Source organism: Rhodospira trueperi (genome assembly GCF_900101965.1).
GTDB classification, from domain to species: Bacteria; Pseudomonadota; Alphaproteobacteria; order Rhodospirillales; family Rhodospirillaceae; genus Rhodospira; species Rhodospira trueperi.
Genome location: NZ_FNAP01000001.1, coordinates 320,936 through 339,088, shown reverse-complemented (window position 1 = coordinate 339,088; position 18,153 = coordinate 320,936). Strand labels below are relative to the sequence as shown.

The following is an 18,153-nucleotide window of genomic DNA, read 5'->3' as shown; positions in this document are numbered from 1 at the left end:
TTAGAAGCCCCCATATACTGCATGGACGGTCTGCCACGCAAGCGAACGTCGGCCATGCAAGCACTCTGGGTGTGGCGCTTGTTGACTTCGCTGGGAGGTGTCGTGTTGGCTCCACTGCGGGTGCGCCCCGTTTTCACAGGCGCTCAATCGAAGGACACCACATGATGATCGCGATCCCAAGCATACACCGCCCGATCATCGGCGCTGTGATCTTGAGTCTCGGTCTGAGCGCCTGCGGCACGCCTTTCGTGGACAGCCGACGCGAGGCCGGCAGCACGGGCACCGTCGGCGCGTCCAGCGCCAACCGGCCGGTCATCTGCTACGCCAAGGGGGAAACGACACCGGATCAGATTCGAGCCATGGCGGCAGAGGTTTGCGCGGAAACCGGGCGTTTTGCCGTTTTTGAACGCGAGGACTTGGGCAACTGCCGGCTCATGCAGCCCTGGCGGGCTTTCTTCAGGTGCGAGAAGCCCGGCACCACATGGACCGGCTATGTCTCGTCGTCTCCGTTGGGGTCGGAACACACCGGAGCGGGCAGCCTTCCGTCTGCTTGGGGCGACTGGCATGGGGCCGTCTATCCCCAGGGCGGCCTCCCACAACCGCCGCGACTGTAGAGGGTGCGGGCCGGCGTTCACATTTCCTCGGCGTAACGGCGACTGAAGACTTTGCCAACGGCGCAAAACCGCCTACTATATATTACGAAAGTCGAGGGCCGTGGCGTGCTGGCCGACCGTGACGGCCCCACAAGCCGGGGGTGCGGTGCGAACACCGCGCGTTGCTTCCGGTGCCGGGATCGTCGGGGCTCCGGCAAGAGAATGTGCCCTTCATCAGCGGCGCGAGGACTGTGGTGAGAATCCTGATCGCAGACGATCACGAACTCTTCCGGGACGGATTGCGGCTGGTCCTTTCGGAACTGGACCCCGGCCTGGAGATCCTGGAGGCCAGCTCCTTCGACCAAGCCATTGCCCGTGCCGAGGAACCGCCCGGAGTGGATCTCGCCCTGCTCGATCTCGTCATGCCGGGAATGACGTGGCACGAGGGGCTGACGGCGCTCAAGCGACGCCTGGGGGAAACTCCGCTCGTCGTGCTGACGGCTGCGGAGGATCGCCGCCTCGTCGCCGACGCGGTGCGGCTGGGGGCTTCGGGCTTCATCCCGAAGACGTCCAGCGGCAAGGTGATGATCGGCGCCTTGCGTCTGGTCCTGTCCGGCGGTGTGTATCTGCCGCCCGCCCTGCTGGAGGACAAGGAGGTCGCCAGCCTGAAGCAGGCGTTGCCCCTGGGCAGCGATAATCCGGACGCCCTGGACGATCCGGGCCGCGTCGGCATGCGGCCCCCCACCAGCGCACTGCTGACCCCACGCCAGAGAGAGGTTCTCGCCCTGCTCGGCCAGGGCAAGTCGAACAAGGAAATTGCCCGCGTCCTGGACCTTTCGGAGGGCACCGTGAAACTGCACGTCACGGCGATCCTGAAAGCCCTCAAGGTCAACAACCGCACAGGCGCGGTCGTGGCGGCGGCCCGCCTCGGTTTCGCCACGGAAGCGGAGACAGCGCCGGTCGGAGGACAGAGCCCCTCGTGACGCGGATGGGCGCCAAGACCCGATCAGCCGCCGTCGCATGGCCCGTGTCGGTTCCATGGGGACGCGATGACTGACCTTCACGGCCCGCTGACGCGTTATCGCACCAATCTGGAATCCGGCGACATCCAGCCCGACCCCGCCCAGGAGCACGTCGTCCATCGGCTGGATGCACTGGCCCGCGCCCTTCCGGACCATGATCGGGCGCGTCGCCGTCCGGCGGAGGAAAAGGGCGCCGGTCTTATGGCGCGGGTCCGCGCGCTAGGGCGATCACGGTCCTCGTCGTCCGCCCGCAGCGTCGATCAATCGCCACGCGGTCTGTACATTCACGGTGCCGTCGGACGCGGCAAATCCATGTTGATGGACCTGTTTCACTCGTCCGTTCCGCTGGACCGGAAACGGCGCGCGCACTTTCACGAGTTGATGAGAGAGGTGCACGAGACCCTGCACCGCTGGCGCCAGGAAGGGCGCGAGGGCCACGATCCCCTGATCCCTCTCGCCGACCGGATCGCGGCGGATGTTTCCCTGTTGTGCCTGGACGAAATGGAGGTGCGCGACATCGCCGACGCCATGATCGTCGCCCGGCTGTTCGAGCGGCTTCTGGAAAACGGCGTCGTTGTGGTCACCACCTCCAACCGTCCCCCCCGCGACCTGTACAAGGACGGGCTTCAGCGGGAAAAGTTCCTGCCGTTCATCGCCCTTCTGGAAACCCGTCTGGACATTCTGGAGTTGGATGCCGCGCAGGACTACCGGCTGGGCCGTTTGCAGGGCCGCACCGTGTATCACCATCCCCTGGGGCCGGACAGCGACGCCGCTCTTGAGGAGACCTTCCGCGCGCTTCTGGACGGCGCACAGGAGGCCCCGGACAGCGTCGCGGTGCATGGCCGGGTCATCCCGGTTCCGCGCGCCGGAAACGGTGCGGCCTGGTTCACGTTCGAGGATCTCTGCGAACGTCCGCTCGGCGTGGCGGATTATCTGGAGATCGCCACCCTCTATGATGTGGTGCTGGTCTCCGGCATCCCAGTCCTGGGCCCGGAGGGCCGAGACAAGGCGCGGCGTCTCGTGCTGTTGGTCGACGCCCTGTACGATCACCGCACGGCGCTGATCTGTTCCGCCGACGCCCCGCCCCAGAACCTCTATCGGGCCGGGGATGGGGTGTTCGAGTTCGACCGAACGGTCTCACGACTGATCGAGATGCAGGCCAAGGATTACCTGGGACGCGCCCACAGGATTGATCGCGGCATCCCCAACGCCCACGGTTCGGAACCGCCCCCGGGCTAAAGGGGTCACGCCGTCTGCGCCGGCGCCTCGACCGGTTCACACAACCGATACCCCCGCCCCCAGACGGTCTCAACGTACGTATCGCCGCCGGTGGCCTTGGCGATCTTCTTGCGAAGCTTGCAAATGAAGACGTCGATGATCTTTAATTCCGGCTCGTCCATCCCCCCGTACAGGTGATTCAGGAACTGGTCCTTGGTCAGGGTGCTGCCCCGACGCATGGCCAGCAACTCCAGGATCCCGTACTCCTTGCCCGTCAGGTGAAGGGGCTGGTCGTCGATCTCCGCCGTTCGGGTTTCCAGGTTCACCGACAGGCGGCCGACCCGCACCACGGGCTGCGCATGTCCGCGCGCCCGGCGTACGATGGCCTGGATGCGGGCCAGCAGCTCGCCACGATCAAACGGCTTGGTCAGGTAATCGTCGGCGCCGATGCCCAGGCCCTTGACCTTCCGCGACGATTCGTCGATGCCGGAAAGGATCAGCACGGGCGTTTCGACACGCGCGGCCCGCAGACCGCGAATGACGTCCAGCCCGTCCATGTCGGGCAGCATCAGGTCCAGAAGGATGATGTCGTAGTCATAGAGCTTGCCGATCTCCAGGCCGTCCTCGCCCAGGTCGGTCTTGTCGGCCACCCAACCCTCGCGCCGCAAGATCAGCGCCAGTCCTTCGGCCGTGGCCGGATCGTCCTCAATGATGAGAACCCGCATGGTGCGCGTCCCCCCTGCCGGTTGATCAGAGTTCTTCTCCCGGCCCTGTTACGGAACCGCGACGCTGCCGGATGCCCCACCACGGCGCGTCAAGCGCCTTAACCTTTCTTAACAAATATCATGCAGGATCGGACGGCGTCAACGCAACTTGGGGATTCCGCCCCTGTGCCCGGATTGATCCAGACCCTGATCGGCGAAATCGAACGCCTGCCGACCGACCGCCTGTTCGGCCGGGTGTCGAGCGTGCGCGGCCTGATCGTCGAGATCGGCGGCGTCCAGGTCAACCTGTCGGTCGGCGACCGCTGCCGGATCATCGCCCGCGACGATCGCTCCGTCCCCTGCGAGGTGGTCGGCTTCCGATCCGGTCACGCCCTGCTGCTGCCGTACGAGGGGGTGGAGGGCGTCGGCCTGGGGTGCCGCGCGGAACTGACCGAAAGCGCCCCCATGCTGCGCCCGTCTGATGCATGGCTGGGGCGGGTCATCAACGCCTTCGGCGAGCCCGTGGACGACAAGGGGCCGATGGTGTTGGGCGAGCGGCCGTACCCGGTGCGCGCCCAGCCCCCGCCGGCCCATCAGCGCCAGCGCGTCGGCGGCAAGCTGGACCTGGGCGTGCGCGCGCTGAACACCTTTCTGACCTGCTGCCAGGGACAGCGCCTCGGCATCTTCGCCGGATCGGGTGTCGGCAAGTCCACCGTGCTGTCCATGCTGATCCGCCATTCCAAAGCCGAGATCGTGGTCATCGGTCTGGTCGGCGAGCGCGGCCGCGAGGCCCGAGAATTCATCGAGGACGATCTGGGCGAGGAGGGATTGGCCCGCAGTGTGGTGGTGCTGGCCACCTCCGACGAGGGGCCGCTGATGCGCCGGCAGGCGGCCTACGCGACCCTCACGGTCGCCGAATACTTTCGGGATCGCGGGCACAACGTGCTGTGCCTGATGGATTCCGTCACCCGTTTCGCCATGGCCCAGCGCGAGATCAGCCTGTCGGCCGGTGAGCCGCCGGCCAGCAAGGGCTACACCCCCACCGTGTTCGCCGAACTGCCGCGCCTGCTGGAACGGGCCGGGCCGGGCGTGCCGGGCACCGGCTCGATTACCGGCCTGTTCACCGTGCTGGTGGAGGGCGACGACCACAACGAGCCGATCTCCGACGCCGTGCGCGGCATTCTCGACGGGCACATCGTGCTCGACCGGGCCATCGCCGAGCGAAACCGGTATCCGGCCGTCAACGTGCTGAGGTCCGTCTCCCGGACCATGCCGGCCTGCAACACTGATGAGCAGAACCTGCTCGTCAACACCGCCCGCAAGATCATCACCACCTACGAGGACATGGCGGAGTTGATCCGCCTGGGGGCCTACCGCATGGGGTCGAACCCGGAGGTGGACGCCGCCATCCACTATTACCCGATGATCGAGGCATTCCTGGCCCAGCCCAAGGAAGAGGCCACGGACCTGGACACCGGCTACGCCATGCTGAAGGGGATTCTGGAGACGCAGCCGGGCGGAGAGGCGGGAACGCATTGAGGGCTATGGTACGCGGAACGCCGCGCCGGATAGGCGTCCGGCGCGGCGTCCCCCGAACGCGAACGGCGGGGTCGGCACGGATCATGTCAAGCCCACGGCCTCGCCATCCGCGTTCAAGCCCGGATAGACGGTCCTGCCCGCGCTCTCCGTGGCCCAGGTGGCCGCCTTGGCGAAGCCTCCGAACGGGAACAGGTGGACGCCCGCGAAATGCCCGCGTCCCGCCCATAGGCCCTGCCGGGTCAGGTCGGCGAGGATGGTATCGGGAGTCCATGAGCGCACCAGCCCGGTCATCACGTCCGGCTGCCGCGTCAGAACGCGCAGTGACGCACCGACCCCACATTGGCGCGCGTAATTGATCAGGGTGGCGGGTTTGGCCGGCCCGGGCAGGCCGACCCGGATCGGCAGCGTCACCCCCGCGTCGGCCATGGTCTCCGCCCAGCGCAGCACCGGCGCGGCGCTGAAGGTAAACTGGGTGACGATCCAGGCGTCGAAACCGTGCGCGGCGGCGAACGCCTGCTTGCGGCGTAGCGCATCGGCCAACACCGCCGGTCCGGCGTTCGGGTGCCCCTCCGGATGGCCGGCGACGCCGAACCCGCGCAGCCCCGCCGTTTCCAGCAAGCCGGAATCGAGAACCGCCAGCGTGTCGGGGAACGGCCCGGCCGCACGCTCCCCCGATCCGGCGATCAGCAGGATCTCGCGGACGCCCCCCTCGCCCACCGCCCGATCCAGCCAAACGGCCAGATCGCCCCGGCTTTTCAAACCCCGGGCGGCGAGATGCGGTACCGGGCGCATGCCCTCGTCGCGCAGCCGCCGGCACACCCCCATGGCCTCGCACACATCCGTTCCGGGCAGGTTGGTCACATAGACCGGTGTGTCGGCCGGCAACACCGCGGCGAACGAGGGCACCTTGCGCGCCGCGCTGGGCGTGATCTCGATGGAGAAGCCGGTCGGCTCGCGGTCCAAGAGGCTGTCGTACGGCATGCGCCTCCCCTTTCCGCCTCTCGGGCGGTCCTAAACGCCTTGATTTGGGACCAGGCTCGGGTCCGGCCATGCTCCCGGCCGGACCCTGACACCGGGGCTCAGTACGCCGTGTCGCGGCCCCGCGAGCGGGCCAGTTCGCGCGCGCTCGGGTTGGCGGAGGTGCGGAACGGCATCGGCACAATCTGGGCGTTGACCGGCTCCCCGGCCCGCTCTGCGTACACCTCCGGCAGCCACACGGTCAGGCGCGTGCCCTCATGGCGCATGCCATAGGGGACATAGCCCATGGCGATGTTGGTGCCGAGTTCCGGCGAGTACCACGGCGAGGTCACGTAACCGATGGGATCGCCCGCAGTCTCGCCGGAGATCAGCCAGAAGTCGGGCGCGTAGTCGGTGATCGGTTTGCCGCCCAGGGCCATGCCGACAAGTTGCAGCCTGTACGGCTCGCCGCCGGCCTCCAGTTCGGCGCGGACCTGCTCCAGGCGGGCCTTGCCGATATAGTCGGCGGTCTTCTTGCGCGGCACCTGATAGCCCAGATTGCACTGGAACGGCAGCGTCTCCTGGTCCAGGTCCTGCCCCCAGGACAGAATCCCGGCGGCGATACGGCGATGGTGCGCGGGCGCGATGACCATCAGCTTGTGGGCCTGGCCGGCCTCCAGCACCGCGTTCCACATGTCGTCGGCGTACAGCGTGGCGTCCCTGAGGTAGATCTCGTAACCCGCTTCGCCCGAGAACCCGGTCTGCGAGATCACCACATCGCGACCGCCCACCTTGGCCTCTAGCAGACCGTAGTACGGCACGTCTCGAATCGCCGGGCCGACCAGATCCTCCATCAGGGCCTGGGACTTCGGCCCCTGGATCTGCACCGGGGCAACGTCGATCTCCTTGATCGAGACGTTCATCTTCAGGCCCAGGTTCACGCCGCGCAGCCACATCTCCAGGTCGCTGTCGGACAGCGAGAACCAGAACTCGTCCTCCGCCACGCGCAACAGGACCGGATCATTGAGAATGCCGCCGTCCTCATTGCACAGGATCACGTACTTGCCGTTCATTGGCGCGATCCGGGTCACGTCGCGGGTCACGACAGTATTGACGAACGCCTCTGCGTCCGGTCCCTTTACCTGGATCTGCCGCTCGACCGCCACGTTCCACATGGTGACGTGGTTAACCAGCGCGTCGTATTCCACCATGGCACCGCCGTCCTCCGGCCGGACGTAGCCGCGCGGATGGTACATGCGGTTGTAGACAGTGGCCCGCCAGCAGCCGGCCTTGTGGGCGAGGTGCCAGTAGGGCGACTTGCGCACCCGGGTCGAGATCAGCATCTGCACCGGGGTCGGGCCGCTCTGGCGCAGATTGAACGGCACCGTCCGATCAGACTGATCGACGGTCGGACATTGGTGGGTGGTCAGGTCAAGGCGGTCGGCCGCAAGGCTGGCATCGAGCGTGGCGGCGGCTTCAGGCGAGAGAGGCGTGTCCATGGATCCGGGCTCCCCTGCTGGGTGGGTGGTGGACTTGACGCCCCGACCCTGCCAGCCCCGAAACGACCGCAATCGCCAAAAATCGACATTGAGTATCCCGGTTCCGTCATGCGGATTGAGAAGTGGGACCTGTTCGCATCCGCAACATAAAAAACACCTATTCTTCAATAGACAATGATGTCGGAACGGAGTCTCCGCAGCTTCCTTGCCTCAATATCCAAGTTCTGTGATAGGATATGTAATACTCGGCACACAGCCTGACAGGCGTTGCTCGACGTTGGGGCCAGCCATGGATCCGATCCGGGAGGATCGCCGCGACAAAGGCCTTCTCCGCGCAAACCTTGAAACAAAGTCCACCGCCCGGGATAAGCCAAGATGCTCACGGCCCCATTTGGGAACGACCCCGCCCATGGCTTACCATTTTGCAATCATCTCATGGATATCATGGCAATGATTTCTTTCTCTACGGGGTCGAGGTTACGGGATGCACCATGCGAGGAAATCAAGCGTCCTAATTGGTTCCCTTCGGGCGGTTATTGGCATGGGCGTTGTGATTCTGCTGCTTCTCGCCGGCGCAAACGGCGGATGGGCGCGTGACTCCCCTCGGGATCTCGATACGGGCTGGGAATATCGCTGGGGCGACTCCCCGATTGGCGCGGACGGAGTGCCGCTGTGGACTCGTCCCGGCGTGGGCGACGACGCCTGGCAACCCATCGACTTTCCGTCCAATCCGCCGGACCGGGACGGACGCCGAAACGTGTGGTACCGGGCCCCTCTCCCAGAGGGTGACTGGCGTGACCCGGTGATCTATATCTACAGCGTTGATCTGATCACCGAAGTCTACCTAGACGGACATAAAATATACGATTTCGGTGAGTTCGACGACAAAGGAGAAGGTGTTTTTGTTGGCTGGCCGTGGCACATGATAGAGCTTCCAAAAAATTTCGGCGACAAAACTATATACTTTCGTATATTTTCTAACTACATGGACATCGGCTTGTGGGGCGAGATCAAGCTGATGGAACGCCTGGACCTGATCAAGTATGTCCTTGGCACATCCCAGAGCCGATTCGTCATCACGGCCCTGTCATTCCTGATCGCCGTAATGGCGCTGATGCTGGCGGTGCTCAGTCGGGAACGCAGTCCATACCTGCCGATCTCGGTCTTCACGATCGCCACGGGAACCATGGGGCTGGCCGGAACACAGGGCACGCAGCTCCTCGTCAATGCGCCGCTGATGTGGGATTACATTGATGCTGCGGCGTACTACGTGCTGCCCGCCGCCATGGCGTTCCTATTCCGGGACTGGTGCGGGCCGCGATGGGCCCGCACCTTGACGTGGATCGGACTCCTCCATGCCCTCTATGCGGCCGGCGCGATGAGCTGCTCGCTGCTCGGGCTGGTCACCCTGTCGGACACGTACCCGGTCTTCGACGGCCTGCTGACCATCAGCCTGATCCTCATGTTCAGAGCCACTTTTACACACTTCCGGGACGCCGACCCCAAACGGCGGGCGGTCCTCGTGGCATTCGCGGTGTTCAGCCTGTTCCTTATGGTCGACATGGCCGTGGCCCACAGCCTGCTGCCGTGGACAACCCTGCCAATGCCGTGGGGATTGTTCATATTCTCGCTGATGCTGATCGTCTTGGCCGTGCGCCACTTCGTGCGCACCCAAGACGCCCTGCGCGACCTGAACGCCACCCTTGAACAGAAAGTGCAAGACCGCACACGAGACCTGGAACGCTCCAACGCCGACCTGCGACAGTTCGCCTCGGTGGTCTCGCATGACCTCCAGGAGCCTCTGCGGATGATCAGTGGGTACATGGGCCTGATCGAACGGCGTTATGCTGATCGGCTGGACGACGACGGGCGCACGTTCATTTACCACGCCGTGGACGGCGCGAAGCGGATGAGCGGGATGATCCAGGGTGTTCTCGAATACTCCCGCGTCCAATCCCAGGGCGGCGAACTCCGGGGCGTCAACGCCGATGCCCTTCTCCGCGAAGCGTTGGACGACCTGAATGTCGCCAGTGCCTTTCCCGAGGCCGCGATCGACATCGTCGATCTGCCAACCCTGCGGGCGGACGCGGTGCAGCTTCGCAGCCTGTTTCAGAACCTGATCAGCAATGCGCTGAAGTACAGCCACCCGGACCGCACACCGAGAATCGCTGTCCGGGCCACCGTCGCGGACGGCTGGGCGACCCTTTCGATCACTGACAACGGCATTGGTATCGCCCCGACACAGCACGAGCGCGCGTTCCGCATGTTCGCACGGCTGCAAGATGGCGGCGGCCGCGACGGGACGGGGATCGGCCTCGCCATCTGCAAGCGCATTGTCGAACGCCATGGCGGACGCATCTGGATCGACTCCAAACCGGGACAGGGAAGCACCTTCTCCTTCACCTTGCCCGTGGGAAAAAACCCGTCGTGACGGCACCCGCCGCAAGCGGAACGGATGTCACACCGCTTAGAGCCCGCGCAAGCGCAGATTGTCCGGATCATACGGGCTTTCCGGGATCACGGTGACGCGATGGCGGGTGCCGAGAATGTCCATGAACAGCTCCGTGCCCTCGCCCGCCACCTCCGGCCGCACCATGGCCAGGGCCAGCGAGTGGCCGACACGAAAGCCGTAGTTGCCCCCGGTCGCCCGTCCGACAACGGTGTTGCCGTCGGTGATCGGATTGTTGCCCAGGGCATCGGCGTCGGTGACGTCATGCACCTGGAGGGTGACGAACCGGTTCGCGAACCCCGCGTCCCGCCAGCGCAGCAGGGCCTCGCGACCGATGAAATCGCCCTTGTCGGGATGGATGAACCGGTCCAGGCCGGATTCATACGCCGCGTACTCGATGGACATCTCGGTGCCCACCATGCGGTAGGACTTTTCCAGGCGCAGACTGTCCATGGCGCGGATGCCGAACGGCTTGATGCCCAGGTCCCCGCCCGCCGCCATCAGCACATCGAAAATGTGGTTCTGATATTCGATCGGGTGGTGCAACTCCCACCCCAGTTCGCCGACGAAGTTGACGCGCAGCGCCTTCACCGGCGCCATGCCGATCACGATGTCCTGACCCGACAGCCAGGGGAACGCGGCGTTCGAGAAATCGGCTTCGCTGACCCGCTCCAGCAGGGTGCGCGCGTTCGGCCCGGCCAACACCAGCACGCCCATGGCGCCGGTCAGGTTCTGGAAGTGGACCGAGCCGTCGTTCGGCATGTGCCGCCACAGCCAATCGTGATCGAGCCGCTGCAAGGCGCCCGCGCTGACCAGATAGAACTGGTCCGACCCCTCCCGCTGGATGGTGAATTCGGAATGCACGCCGCCGCGTGGAATCAGGGCATGGCACAGCCCCACCCGGCCGATCTTCTTGGGCAGCTTGTTGGCCACCAGCCGGTCGAGAAATGCCTCGGCGCCCGGCCCAGAGACGCGCGCCTTGGCAAAGGCCGTCATGTCCAGCAGGCCGACGTTCTCGGCCACGTTACGTGCCTCGCGTCCCACGGCCTCGAACCACTGGGAGCGGCGGAACGACCAGTCGTCCTCGGCCGGCGTGCCCGGCGGCGCGAACCAGTTGGGCCGCTCCCAGCCGAACTTCTGCCCGAACACGGCGCCCAGGTCGCGCATGCGCTCGTAGCACGGCGCGGTGCGCAGCGGCCGCGCCGCCACGCGTTCCTCGTCAGGATAGTGGATGGTGAAGACGTTGGCGTAGGCTTCCTCGTTCTTGCGTCGCAGGTAGCCCTTGGTGGCGTAGTCGCCGAAGCGGCGCGGGTCGACCCCCAGCATGTCGATGGTCGGCTCACCCTCGACGATCCATTCGGCCAACTGCCAGCCCGCGCCGCCGGCCGCCGTGATGCCGAAGCTGTGGCCCTCGTTGAGCCAGAAGTTGCGCAGCCCCCAGGCCGGGCCGATGATCGGGCTGCCGTCCGGGGTATAGGCGATGGCGCCGTTGTACACCTCCTTGACGCCGACCTCGCCGAAGGCCGGCACGCGGAAGATGGCGCCCTCGATATGCGGCTCCAGGCGCTCCAGGTCGCCCTGGAACAGCTCCCACTCGGTGTCGGGGTGTGGGTCGTCGGCGTAGCAGCAGGGCGCGCCCTTCTCGTAGGGGCCGAGCAGCAGGCCGCCGTTCTCCTCCCGCATGTACCAGGCGTTATCTGAATCGCGCAGGACACCCATCTCCGGCAGGCCCTGCTTGCGGCGGGCGACGATCTCCGGATGCGGCTCGGTGACGATGAACTGGTGCTCGACGGGGATCACCGGCACATCGAGCCCCACCATGCGGCCGGTGGCGCGGGCGAAGTTGCCGGTGCAGGAGACGACGTGCTCGCAGGTGATGTCGCCCTTGTCCGTCTGAACCACCCATTCGCCGTTGGGGTTCTGAGTGATGCCGGTCACGGTGACGTTGCGGTTGATCTCGCCACCCCGGGCGCGGGCGCCCTTGGCCAGCGCCTGGGTCAGGTCGGCCGGCTGGATATAGCCGTCGGCCGGATGCTGGATGGCGCCGATCAGGCCCTCGATGTTGCAGAGCGGCCAGATGTCCTTGACCTGCTCCGGCGTGATGAAGTCGACCTCGACGCCGATGGTCGCGGCCACGCCAGCATACTGGCGGTACTCGTCCATGCGGTCGCGGGTCTGAGCGAGGCGGATGTTACTGACCTGCCGGAAGCCGACATCCTGGCCGGTCTCCTCCTGGAGGCGCTGGTAGAAGGCGACCGAGTACTTGTGAATCTGGCCGACCGAGTAGCTCATGTTGAACAGCGGCAGCAACCCGGCGGCGTGCCACGTCGACCCCGAGGTCAGTTCCTTGCGCTCCACCAGAACCACGTCGGTCCAGCCCTTGGCGGCCAGATGGTAGAGGGTGGAGACGCCGACGACACCGCCGCCGATGACCACAACGCGCGCTTGAGTCCTCATGGTTGCCTCCCTGGTGCGGTGCCCCTGGCCGTCATCCGGTTTTCGGAGAATCCGTTCCTCTCGGTACCGGGTCATTCAGTTCGGGCGGCCAGCGCCGTCCGGACTCCCTCCCCTGGATAGGGGAGGGCTGGGGTGGGGTTGACGCGAACAGCAAGGATCCGCGCGTTTACCAACTCACCCCCTCCCGACCTCCCCCCGATGGGGGGAGGAGCCCAGAAGCACCCTCCGAACCGGTGAGACTCAATCTCACATGATATCACTCCTCAGAAATCCCCCGGTTCGTGCGCGATCCCCGTCATGGCGTCGAGCAGCCACGCCACCGTGTAGCGGGCAAACGAATTGCGCACCCACAGTTCGATGGCGTCCGGATCATCGGTCACGCGCAGCAGCACCCGCGTCCGCGCCAGCGTCGTCTGGGCGCAGGTGCCGGGCCGCCAAGGGCCGCGCGGATGCAGGTCGAGCGCGCAGCCCTTCGACAGCACGAGGCGGGCGCGCCGCCCCCTCAGCATCAGCGTCGTGTAATTGTGCGAGACGTCGCACACCCCCAGCCAGCCGTCGTTGGCGCGGGCGTCTCGGATAGCAGCCTCCACGCTCGGCGCGGTGCCCTCCGGCGCCAGCAACAGCCACTCGTGCGGGCCCAGCCACAAGGCGATGCGCGACCCGTCGGCGCTGGCGGTCCAGGTGTTGGGCGTGGTGGAAGGACGGACGCCATACGTCCGTTCGATCTCCGGCAACAGGCCCTCGGTGGCGCGCAGATTGATGGCCGCGCGCGGCGGCGCGCACGACAGAGTCACCAGCGGCCCGCTGGCCGCCGCCATGTCCAACTCCAGCGCCAACAGCGGGTTTTCCCAGCGTCCGCCGGGTCCGCCCGGCCCCATCTCCGGCCCCATCTCAAGCGGCGTGTCCATCGCGGCGCGCCCCCTCCCTGTCGAGCATCACGGGATCGCAGATCACCGCCGCCTGCTCCCCGGACGGCAGCGCGACCGCGACCGTGTCGCCGATCCGCCCTCGCCCGCCGGCCACCAGGGCCAGCGCGAAGCCGCTGTCCAACGCCGGGCTCCAGTAGGCCGACGTCACGAAGCCCAGCATGGGCACTGGCGGCGGGCGCCGGGACGCGCCCGTCTCGACGATCTGGCTGCCTTCCGGGAACACGAGGCGCTTGTTTTTCGGTAGCAGGCCGACAAGTTGCTTGCGGTCGGCGCGCGCCGTGTCGGGCCGGGTCAACGACCGCTGGCCGATGAAATCCGGCTTCTTCTTCGAGACGATCCAGTCCATTCCCAGGTCAAGCGGGGTCTGGGTGCCGTCCGTTTCCTGGCCGACGATGATGAAGCCCTTCTCGGCCCGCAGAACATGCATGGTCTCGGTGCCGTAGGGCGTGATGCCCAGGCCGACACCGGCGCACATCACCGCGTCCCACAGCGCCCCGCCCTGATGCCACGGCACGTTGATCTCGTATTGCAGTTCGCCGGTGAAGCTGATGCGGAAGACGCGGGCATGCAGGCCAGCGACGATGGCCGGGCGCCATGTCATGAACGGGAACGCCGCCGGTGACAGGTCTTGGCCCGAGGCCAGCCGCCCCATCAGGATGCCCGCCTTCGGCCCGGCGATGCTCACCGTCGCCCACTGCTCGGTCACTGACGTCAGGCGCACCCGCAGGTCCGGCCATTCGGTCTGGAGGTAGTCCTCCAGGTGGTCCAGGACGGCCGCCGCATTGCCGGTGGTGGTGGTCATCAGGTATCGGGTGTCGTCGATCCGCGCCGTGGTGCCGTCGTCGAACACCATGCCGTCCTCGCGGCACATGACGCCGTAACGGACGCGCCCGATCTCCAGCTTGCTCCAGGCATTGGTGTAGACGCGGTTGAGGAACTCGGCGGCGTCCGGCCCCTGGATGTCGATCTTGCCCAGGGTGGAGGCGTCCAGCACCCCCACCGCCTCACGCGCGGCCCGGCATTCGCGGGCGACGGCCTGATGCATGGTCTCGCCGGGGCGCGGATAGTACCAGGGGCGTTTCCACTGGCCCACGTCCTCGAACATCGCACCCAGGGCCACGTGACGGTCGTGGATGGCGGTCAGGCGCGCCGGGTCCAGGTACTCACCCCGGTCGCGCCCGGCCATGGCGGCGAACGTGACGGGCGTGTAGGGTGGGCGGAAGGTCGTCGTGCCGACCTCCGGGATGGGCCGGCCCAGCGCCTCGGCCAGAATACCGATGGCGTTGATGTTGGCGGTCTTGCCCTGGTCGGTGCCGAAGCCGGTGAGGGTGTAGCGCTTGACGTGCTCGACGCTCTCAAAGCCCTCGCGGACCGCCTGCCGGATGTCGTGGGCGGTGGTGTCGTTCTGGAAATCGACGAAGGGCTGGCCCCAGGCGTGCTCATGCCCCTCGGCCGGACGCGCCCACCAGAGCGGCGCGACAGCGCTGGCGTCGGGCTCATCGACCGCGAATGACGTTCGGGCGGCGCCCGGATCAAAGCCCGCCAGTCGCACCGCCTCGGCGCCCGCCGCCGCACCCTCCGACAGGCATCCGGCCAGATCGAAGGTCCCGTTGCAGGCACCGGCGTTGCCGAGCGCCTGTGCCGAGCGGTCGGGCACGAACGCCACGCGATCCGGGTCGTACCTCAGCTTGCCGCCGGACTGGCTGAATAGGTGCACCACGGGCGACAGCCCGCCCGAGACCAACAGCAGATCGCATGGCAGCGCGTCCAGCGCATAGGGCACGGCGCGGCCGTGGGTGCTCCGTTTCATGATGCTGGCGCCGGTCACGCGCCGCGTTCCGCTCGTGCCACCAACGACACATCCGGTCATCACCCGAATTCCGGCGGCACGGGCGGCGGCGGGCATCGCCGCGCCTGGCGCCTCGCGGGAATCGACAATGGCACGCACCGTGGCGCCGGCCGCATGCAGATCCAGTGCCGCCTCGTAGGCGCGGTCGTTGTTGGTGAACAGCACGACGTCCCGTCCCGGCAACACCGCCCAGCGGCGCAGATACGTTTGCGCCGCCCCGGCCAGCATGATCCCCGGCCGATCGTTGTCGCCGAACACCAGCGGGCGTTCGTGGGCCCCGGTGGCCAGCACCACCCGCTTCGCCCGGATATGCCACAGGCGCTGACGCGGCCGTCCGGGGGCCGCCGGTCCCAGGCCCAGGTGATCGGTCACGCGCTCCAGCGCCACGAGATAGTTGGTATCGTAGTACCCCACGACAGTGGTCCGCGGCAGCAGGCGGACGTCCGGACTGGCGCGCAGGCGGGCCTCCATGGCCGCCGCCCAGTCCACCCCGTCTTGCCCGTCGATGGCGCGCCGCCGCCCGAGCAGGTTGCCGCCGAACCGTTCGTCCTGCTCGGCCAGGATCACCCGCGCGCCCGACCGCGCCGCCGCGACCGCCGCCGCCAGCCCGGCCGGGCCGGCCCCCACCACCAGCACCTCGCAATGGACATGGCGGTGGTCATAGACATCCGGGTCCGGCTCATCGGGGCAATCGCCGAAGCCGGCGGCCCTGCGAATCAGCGGCTCCTGCACGTGCTCCCACATCCAGCGCGAGCCGTGCATGATCTTGTAGTAGAACCCCGCCCCCATGACGCGCGAGGCCAGCCCCATCGCCGCGCCCATGTCCCGTTCAAGCGACGGCCAGGCGCCGATGGTCGCGACCTCCAGCCCGTCGACCAAAGCGGTCTGGGTGGCGCGCCAGTCAGGATCGGTGCGGGCCGGCTCGTCGTGCAGACCGCGCTGGACCAGCGCCCCCGGATCCTCGGCCCCCGCCGCCATGATACCGCGCGGCCGGTGATACTTCATCGAGCGCCCGACCAGATGAACGCCGTTGGCCAGCAGGGCGCTGGCCAGGGTGTCGCCAGAATACCCGCCCATCCACTGGCCGTTGAAGCGGAAGCGGATGGACCGCGACCGATCAATCACCCCACCCTTGGGCAGGCGGAAGTCCTGGGTCCGACCGGTCATCGCGGCGCCTCCGGCGGGGTTTCGCCCATGCGGTAGACGGCGAGCACGCGGTGGCTGACGGTATCGCGTAGCACGTTGAACCAGCGCCGGCAGCCGGCGGAATGACACCAGCGCTCGGCAAACACGCCCTTGGGGTTGTCGCGCAGGAACACGTACGCCGCCCAGTCCGCGTCCGACAGCGCGGACGGATCGGCCGGCCGGGCCACATGGGCCTGCCCGCCATAGTGGAACTCCGGTTCCTCGCGCGACCCGCACCAGGGGCACTCGATCAGCAGCATGCGACGGGTCCTCCCGATCCGAGTCTCAGTGGGCGACGGCGGCGGCGCCGTGTTCGTCGATCAGGGCGCCGGTGGTGAAGCGGTCGAGCGAGAACGGCGCGTTGACGGGGTGCGGTGCGTCGCGGGCGATGGTGTGGGCGAACACGAACCCGGACCCCGGCGTGGCCTTGAAACCCCCGGTGCCCCAGCCGCCGTTGATGTACAGGCCCGGCACCGACGTTGTGCTCAGAATCGGCGAGGCGTCGGGGCACGTGTCCACGATCCCCGCCCACGTCCGCATCATGCGCAGCCGGGCGAAGATCGGGAACAACTCCACCAGCGCCGCCGTCTGGTGCTCCAGCACATGGAAGCTGCCGCGCTGGGCATAGGAGTTGTAGCTGTCGATGCCCGCACCGATGACCAGTTCGCCCTTGTCGGACTGGCTGACGTAGACGTGGATGGCGCCCGACATGATGACCTGATCCAGCACAGGCTTGATCGGCTCCGACACCAGGGCCTGCAACGGGTGCGACTGGATCGGCAGCCGGATGCCCGCCATCTCGGCCAGCACCGACGTGTGACCGGCGGTGACGATCCCGACCTTCTTCGCGCCGATCACTCCGCGCGTGGTTTCGACCCCCGTCACGGCGCCGGAGCCATCGCGGCGGATGCCGGTCACCTCGCAATTCTGGATGATGTCCACCCCGCGCGCGTCGGCGGCGCGGGCATACCCCCAGGCCACGGCATCGTGGCGCGCGGTGCCACCCCGGGGCTGGAACGTCGAGCCCATGACGGGGTAGCGCAGTGACAGCGACGTGTTCAGGATGGGGCAGACCCGGGCAACTCCGGCGGTATCCAGCCAGTCCGAATCAATGCCGTTCAGCCGGTTGGCCTCGGCACGGCGCCGACCGGCGCGCACGTCCTGAAGGCTGTGGGCCAGATTGAGGACGCCCCGTTGGCTGAGCATGACATTGTAGTTCAGATCCCGCGACAGCCCCTCCCAGAGCTTCAGGGACAGTTCGTACAACGCCGCACTTTCGTCGAACAGATAGTTGGAGCGGACGATAGTGGTGTTGCGCCCGGTGTTGCCGCCGCCCAGCCAGCCCTTCTCCAACACCGCCACATTGGTGATGCCGTGCTCCTTGGCGAGGTAATAGGCCGTCGCCAGACCATGCCCGCCACCGCCGACGATGATGACGTCATAGGCGAGTTTCGGGTCCGGACTGCGCCACTGGCGCGGCCAGTCCGCGTGATGGGACAGCGCGTTGCGCGCCAACGACCAGATCGAATACCGCATCGCCGTGATCTCCTCGCGGCACCCGCCTCCGGGTATCCCGGAGCCTGCTTGAGAAGAGCGTGAAGCGATCCGACATGACTAGAACGGAGGTGACACATGACTTGTATCTTTGCGACATTCGAAACGCGATGGTATTGACACCCCGCTGTCCCCGGAAGATGCTTGTATAACAAGGGTGTGCAAAGTCCCGAGCGCGATCCACGCCGGGCTGGGCCG

General features: G+C 66.9%; 13 protein-coding genes. 5 read left to right on the top strand and 8 right to left on the bottom strand.

Annotated features, from left to right (window positions below):
• Nucleotides 1–161 precede the first annotated feature (161 nt).
• From BLS85_RS01510 to zapE, 3 genes are all read left to right on the top strand, one after another.
• A complete protein-coding gene (locus BLS85_RS01510) occupies nucleotides 162–614 on the top strand; it encodes a hypothetical protein (protein WP_092781048.1) in 453 nt (150 codons plus the stop codon).
• A gap of 233 nt (nucleotides 615–847) precedes the next feature.
• The gene (locus tag BLS85_RS01505; RefSeq protein ID WP_092781045.1) at nucleotides 848–1,576 is read left to right on the top strand and encodes a LuxR C-terminal-related transcriptional regulator; all 729 of its coding nucleotides are present in this window, start codon (nucleotides 848–850) and stop codon (nucleotides 1,574–1,576) included.
• A gap of 66 nt (nucleotides 1,577–1,642) precedes the next feature.
• A complete protein-coding gene (gene zapE / locus BLS85_RS01500; RefSeq protein ID WP_092781042.1) occupies nucleotides 1,643–2,854 on the top strand; it encodes a cell division protein ZapE in 1,212 nt (403 codons plus the stop codon).
• Nucleotides 2,855–2,859: 5 nt separating this feature from the next.
• On the opposite strand, the gene ctrA is transcribed toward zapE, so the two are convergent.
• Complete coding sequence (ctrA, locus tag BLS85_RS01495; protein ID WP_092781039.1) at nucleotides 2,860–3,558, bottom strand: response regulator transcription factor CtrA; 699 nt, start codon at nucleotides 3,556–3,558, stop codon at nucleotides 2,860–2,862.
• 165 nt (nucleotides 3,559–3,723) lie between these two features.
• On the opposite strand from ctrA, the gene fliI reads away from it, so the two are divergent.
• The gene (fliI, locus tag BLS85_RS01490) at nucleotides 3,724–5,076 is read left to right on the top strand and encodes a flagellar protein export ATPase FliI (protein ID WP_092781036.1); all 1,353 of its coding nucleotides are present in this window, start codon (nucleotides 3,724–3,726) and stop codon (nucleotides 5,074–5,076) included.
• An 81-nt stretch (nucleotides 5,077–5,157) separates the two neighbouring features.
• Here the strand turns inward: fliI and BLS85_RS01485 are convergent, their stop codons facing one another.
• Both BLS85_RS01485 and BLS85_RS01480 read right to left on the bottom strand, forming a co-directional pair.
• Entirely contained in the window at nucleotides 5,158–6,057 is a 900-nt protein-coding gene (locus tag BLS85_RS01485; protein WP_092781033.1) for a methylenetetrahydrofolate reductase, read from the bottom strand.
• 98 nt (nucleotides 6,058–6,155) lie between these two features.
• Nucleotides 6,156–7,532 carry a glycine cleavage T C-terminal barrel domain-containing protein gene (locus BLS85_RS01480; RefSeq protein WP_092781030.1) on the bottom strand — a complete coding sequence of 459 codons (1,377 nt, stop codon included), beginning with the start codon at nucleotides 7,530–7,532 and terminating at the stop codon, nucleotides 6,156–6,158.
• Nucleotides 7,533–8,073: 541 nt separating this feature from the next.
• Between BLS85_RS01480 and BLS85_RS01475 the strand changes: the two genes are divergently transcribed.
• Nucleotides 8,074–9,963: an ATP-binding protein gene (locus BLS85_RS01475; RefSeq protein ID WP_176793246.1), complete on the top strand. Its 1,890-nt coding sequence runs from the start codon at nucleotides 8,074–8,076 to the stop codon at nucleotides 9,961–9,963.
• 36 nt (nucleotides 9,964–9,999) lie between these two features.
• Here the strand turns inward: BLS85_RS01475 and BLS85_RS01470 are convergent, their stop codons facing one another.
• The 5 genes from BLS85_RS01470 to BLS85_RS01450 all read right to left on the bottom strand — a co-directional run bounded on the left by BLS85_RS01470 (nucleotide 10,000) and on the right by BLS85_RS01450 (nucleotide 17,937).
• Nucleotides 10,000–12,438, bottom strand: a complete 2,439-nt coding sequence (locus tag BLS85_RS01470; RefSeq protein WP_092781024.1) for a GcvT family protein — start codon at nucleotides 12,436–12,438, stop codon at nucleotides 10,000–10,002.
• 263 nt (nucleotides 12,439–12,701) lie between these two features.
• A complete protein-coding gene (locus BLS85_RS01465) occupies nucleotides 12,702–13,346 on the bottom strand; it encodes a sarcosine oxidase subunit gamma (protein WP_092781022.1) in 645 nt (214 codons plus the stop codon).
• Nucleotides 13,330–16,383 (bottom strand): sarcosine oxidase subunit alpha family protein, encoded by a 3,054-nt coding sequence (locus BLS85_RS01460; RefSeq protein WP_092781019.1) that lies wholly within the window; start codon nucleotides 16,381–16,383, stop codon nucleotides 13,330–13,332. The genes BLS85_RS01465 and BLS85_RS01460 overlap by 17 nt, the downstream gene beginning before the upstream one ends.
• The gene (locus tag BLS85_RS01455) at nucleotides 16,380–16,661 is read right to left on the bottom strand and encodes a sarcosine oxidase subunit delta (RefSeq protein WP_092781016.1); all 282 of its coding nucleotides are present in this window, start codon (nucleotides 16,659–16,661) and stop codon (nucleotides 16,380–16,382) included. The genes BLS85_RS01460 and BLS85_RS01455 overlap by 4 nt, the downstream gene beginning before the upstream one ends.
• Before the next feature lie 25 nt (nucleotides 16,662–16,686).
• Nucleotides 16,687–17,937 (bottom strand): sarcosine oxidase subunit beta family protein, encoded by a 1,251-nt coding sequence (locus tag BLS85_RS01450; protein ID WP_092781011.1) that lies wholly within the window; start codon nucleotides 17,935–17,937, stop codon nucleotides 16,687–16,689.
• Nucleotides 17,938–18,153: the final 216 nt, after the last annotated feature.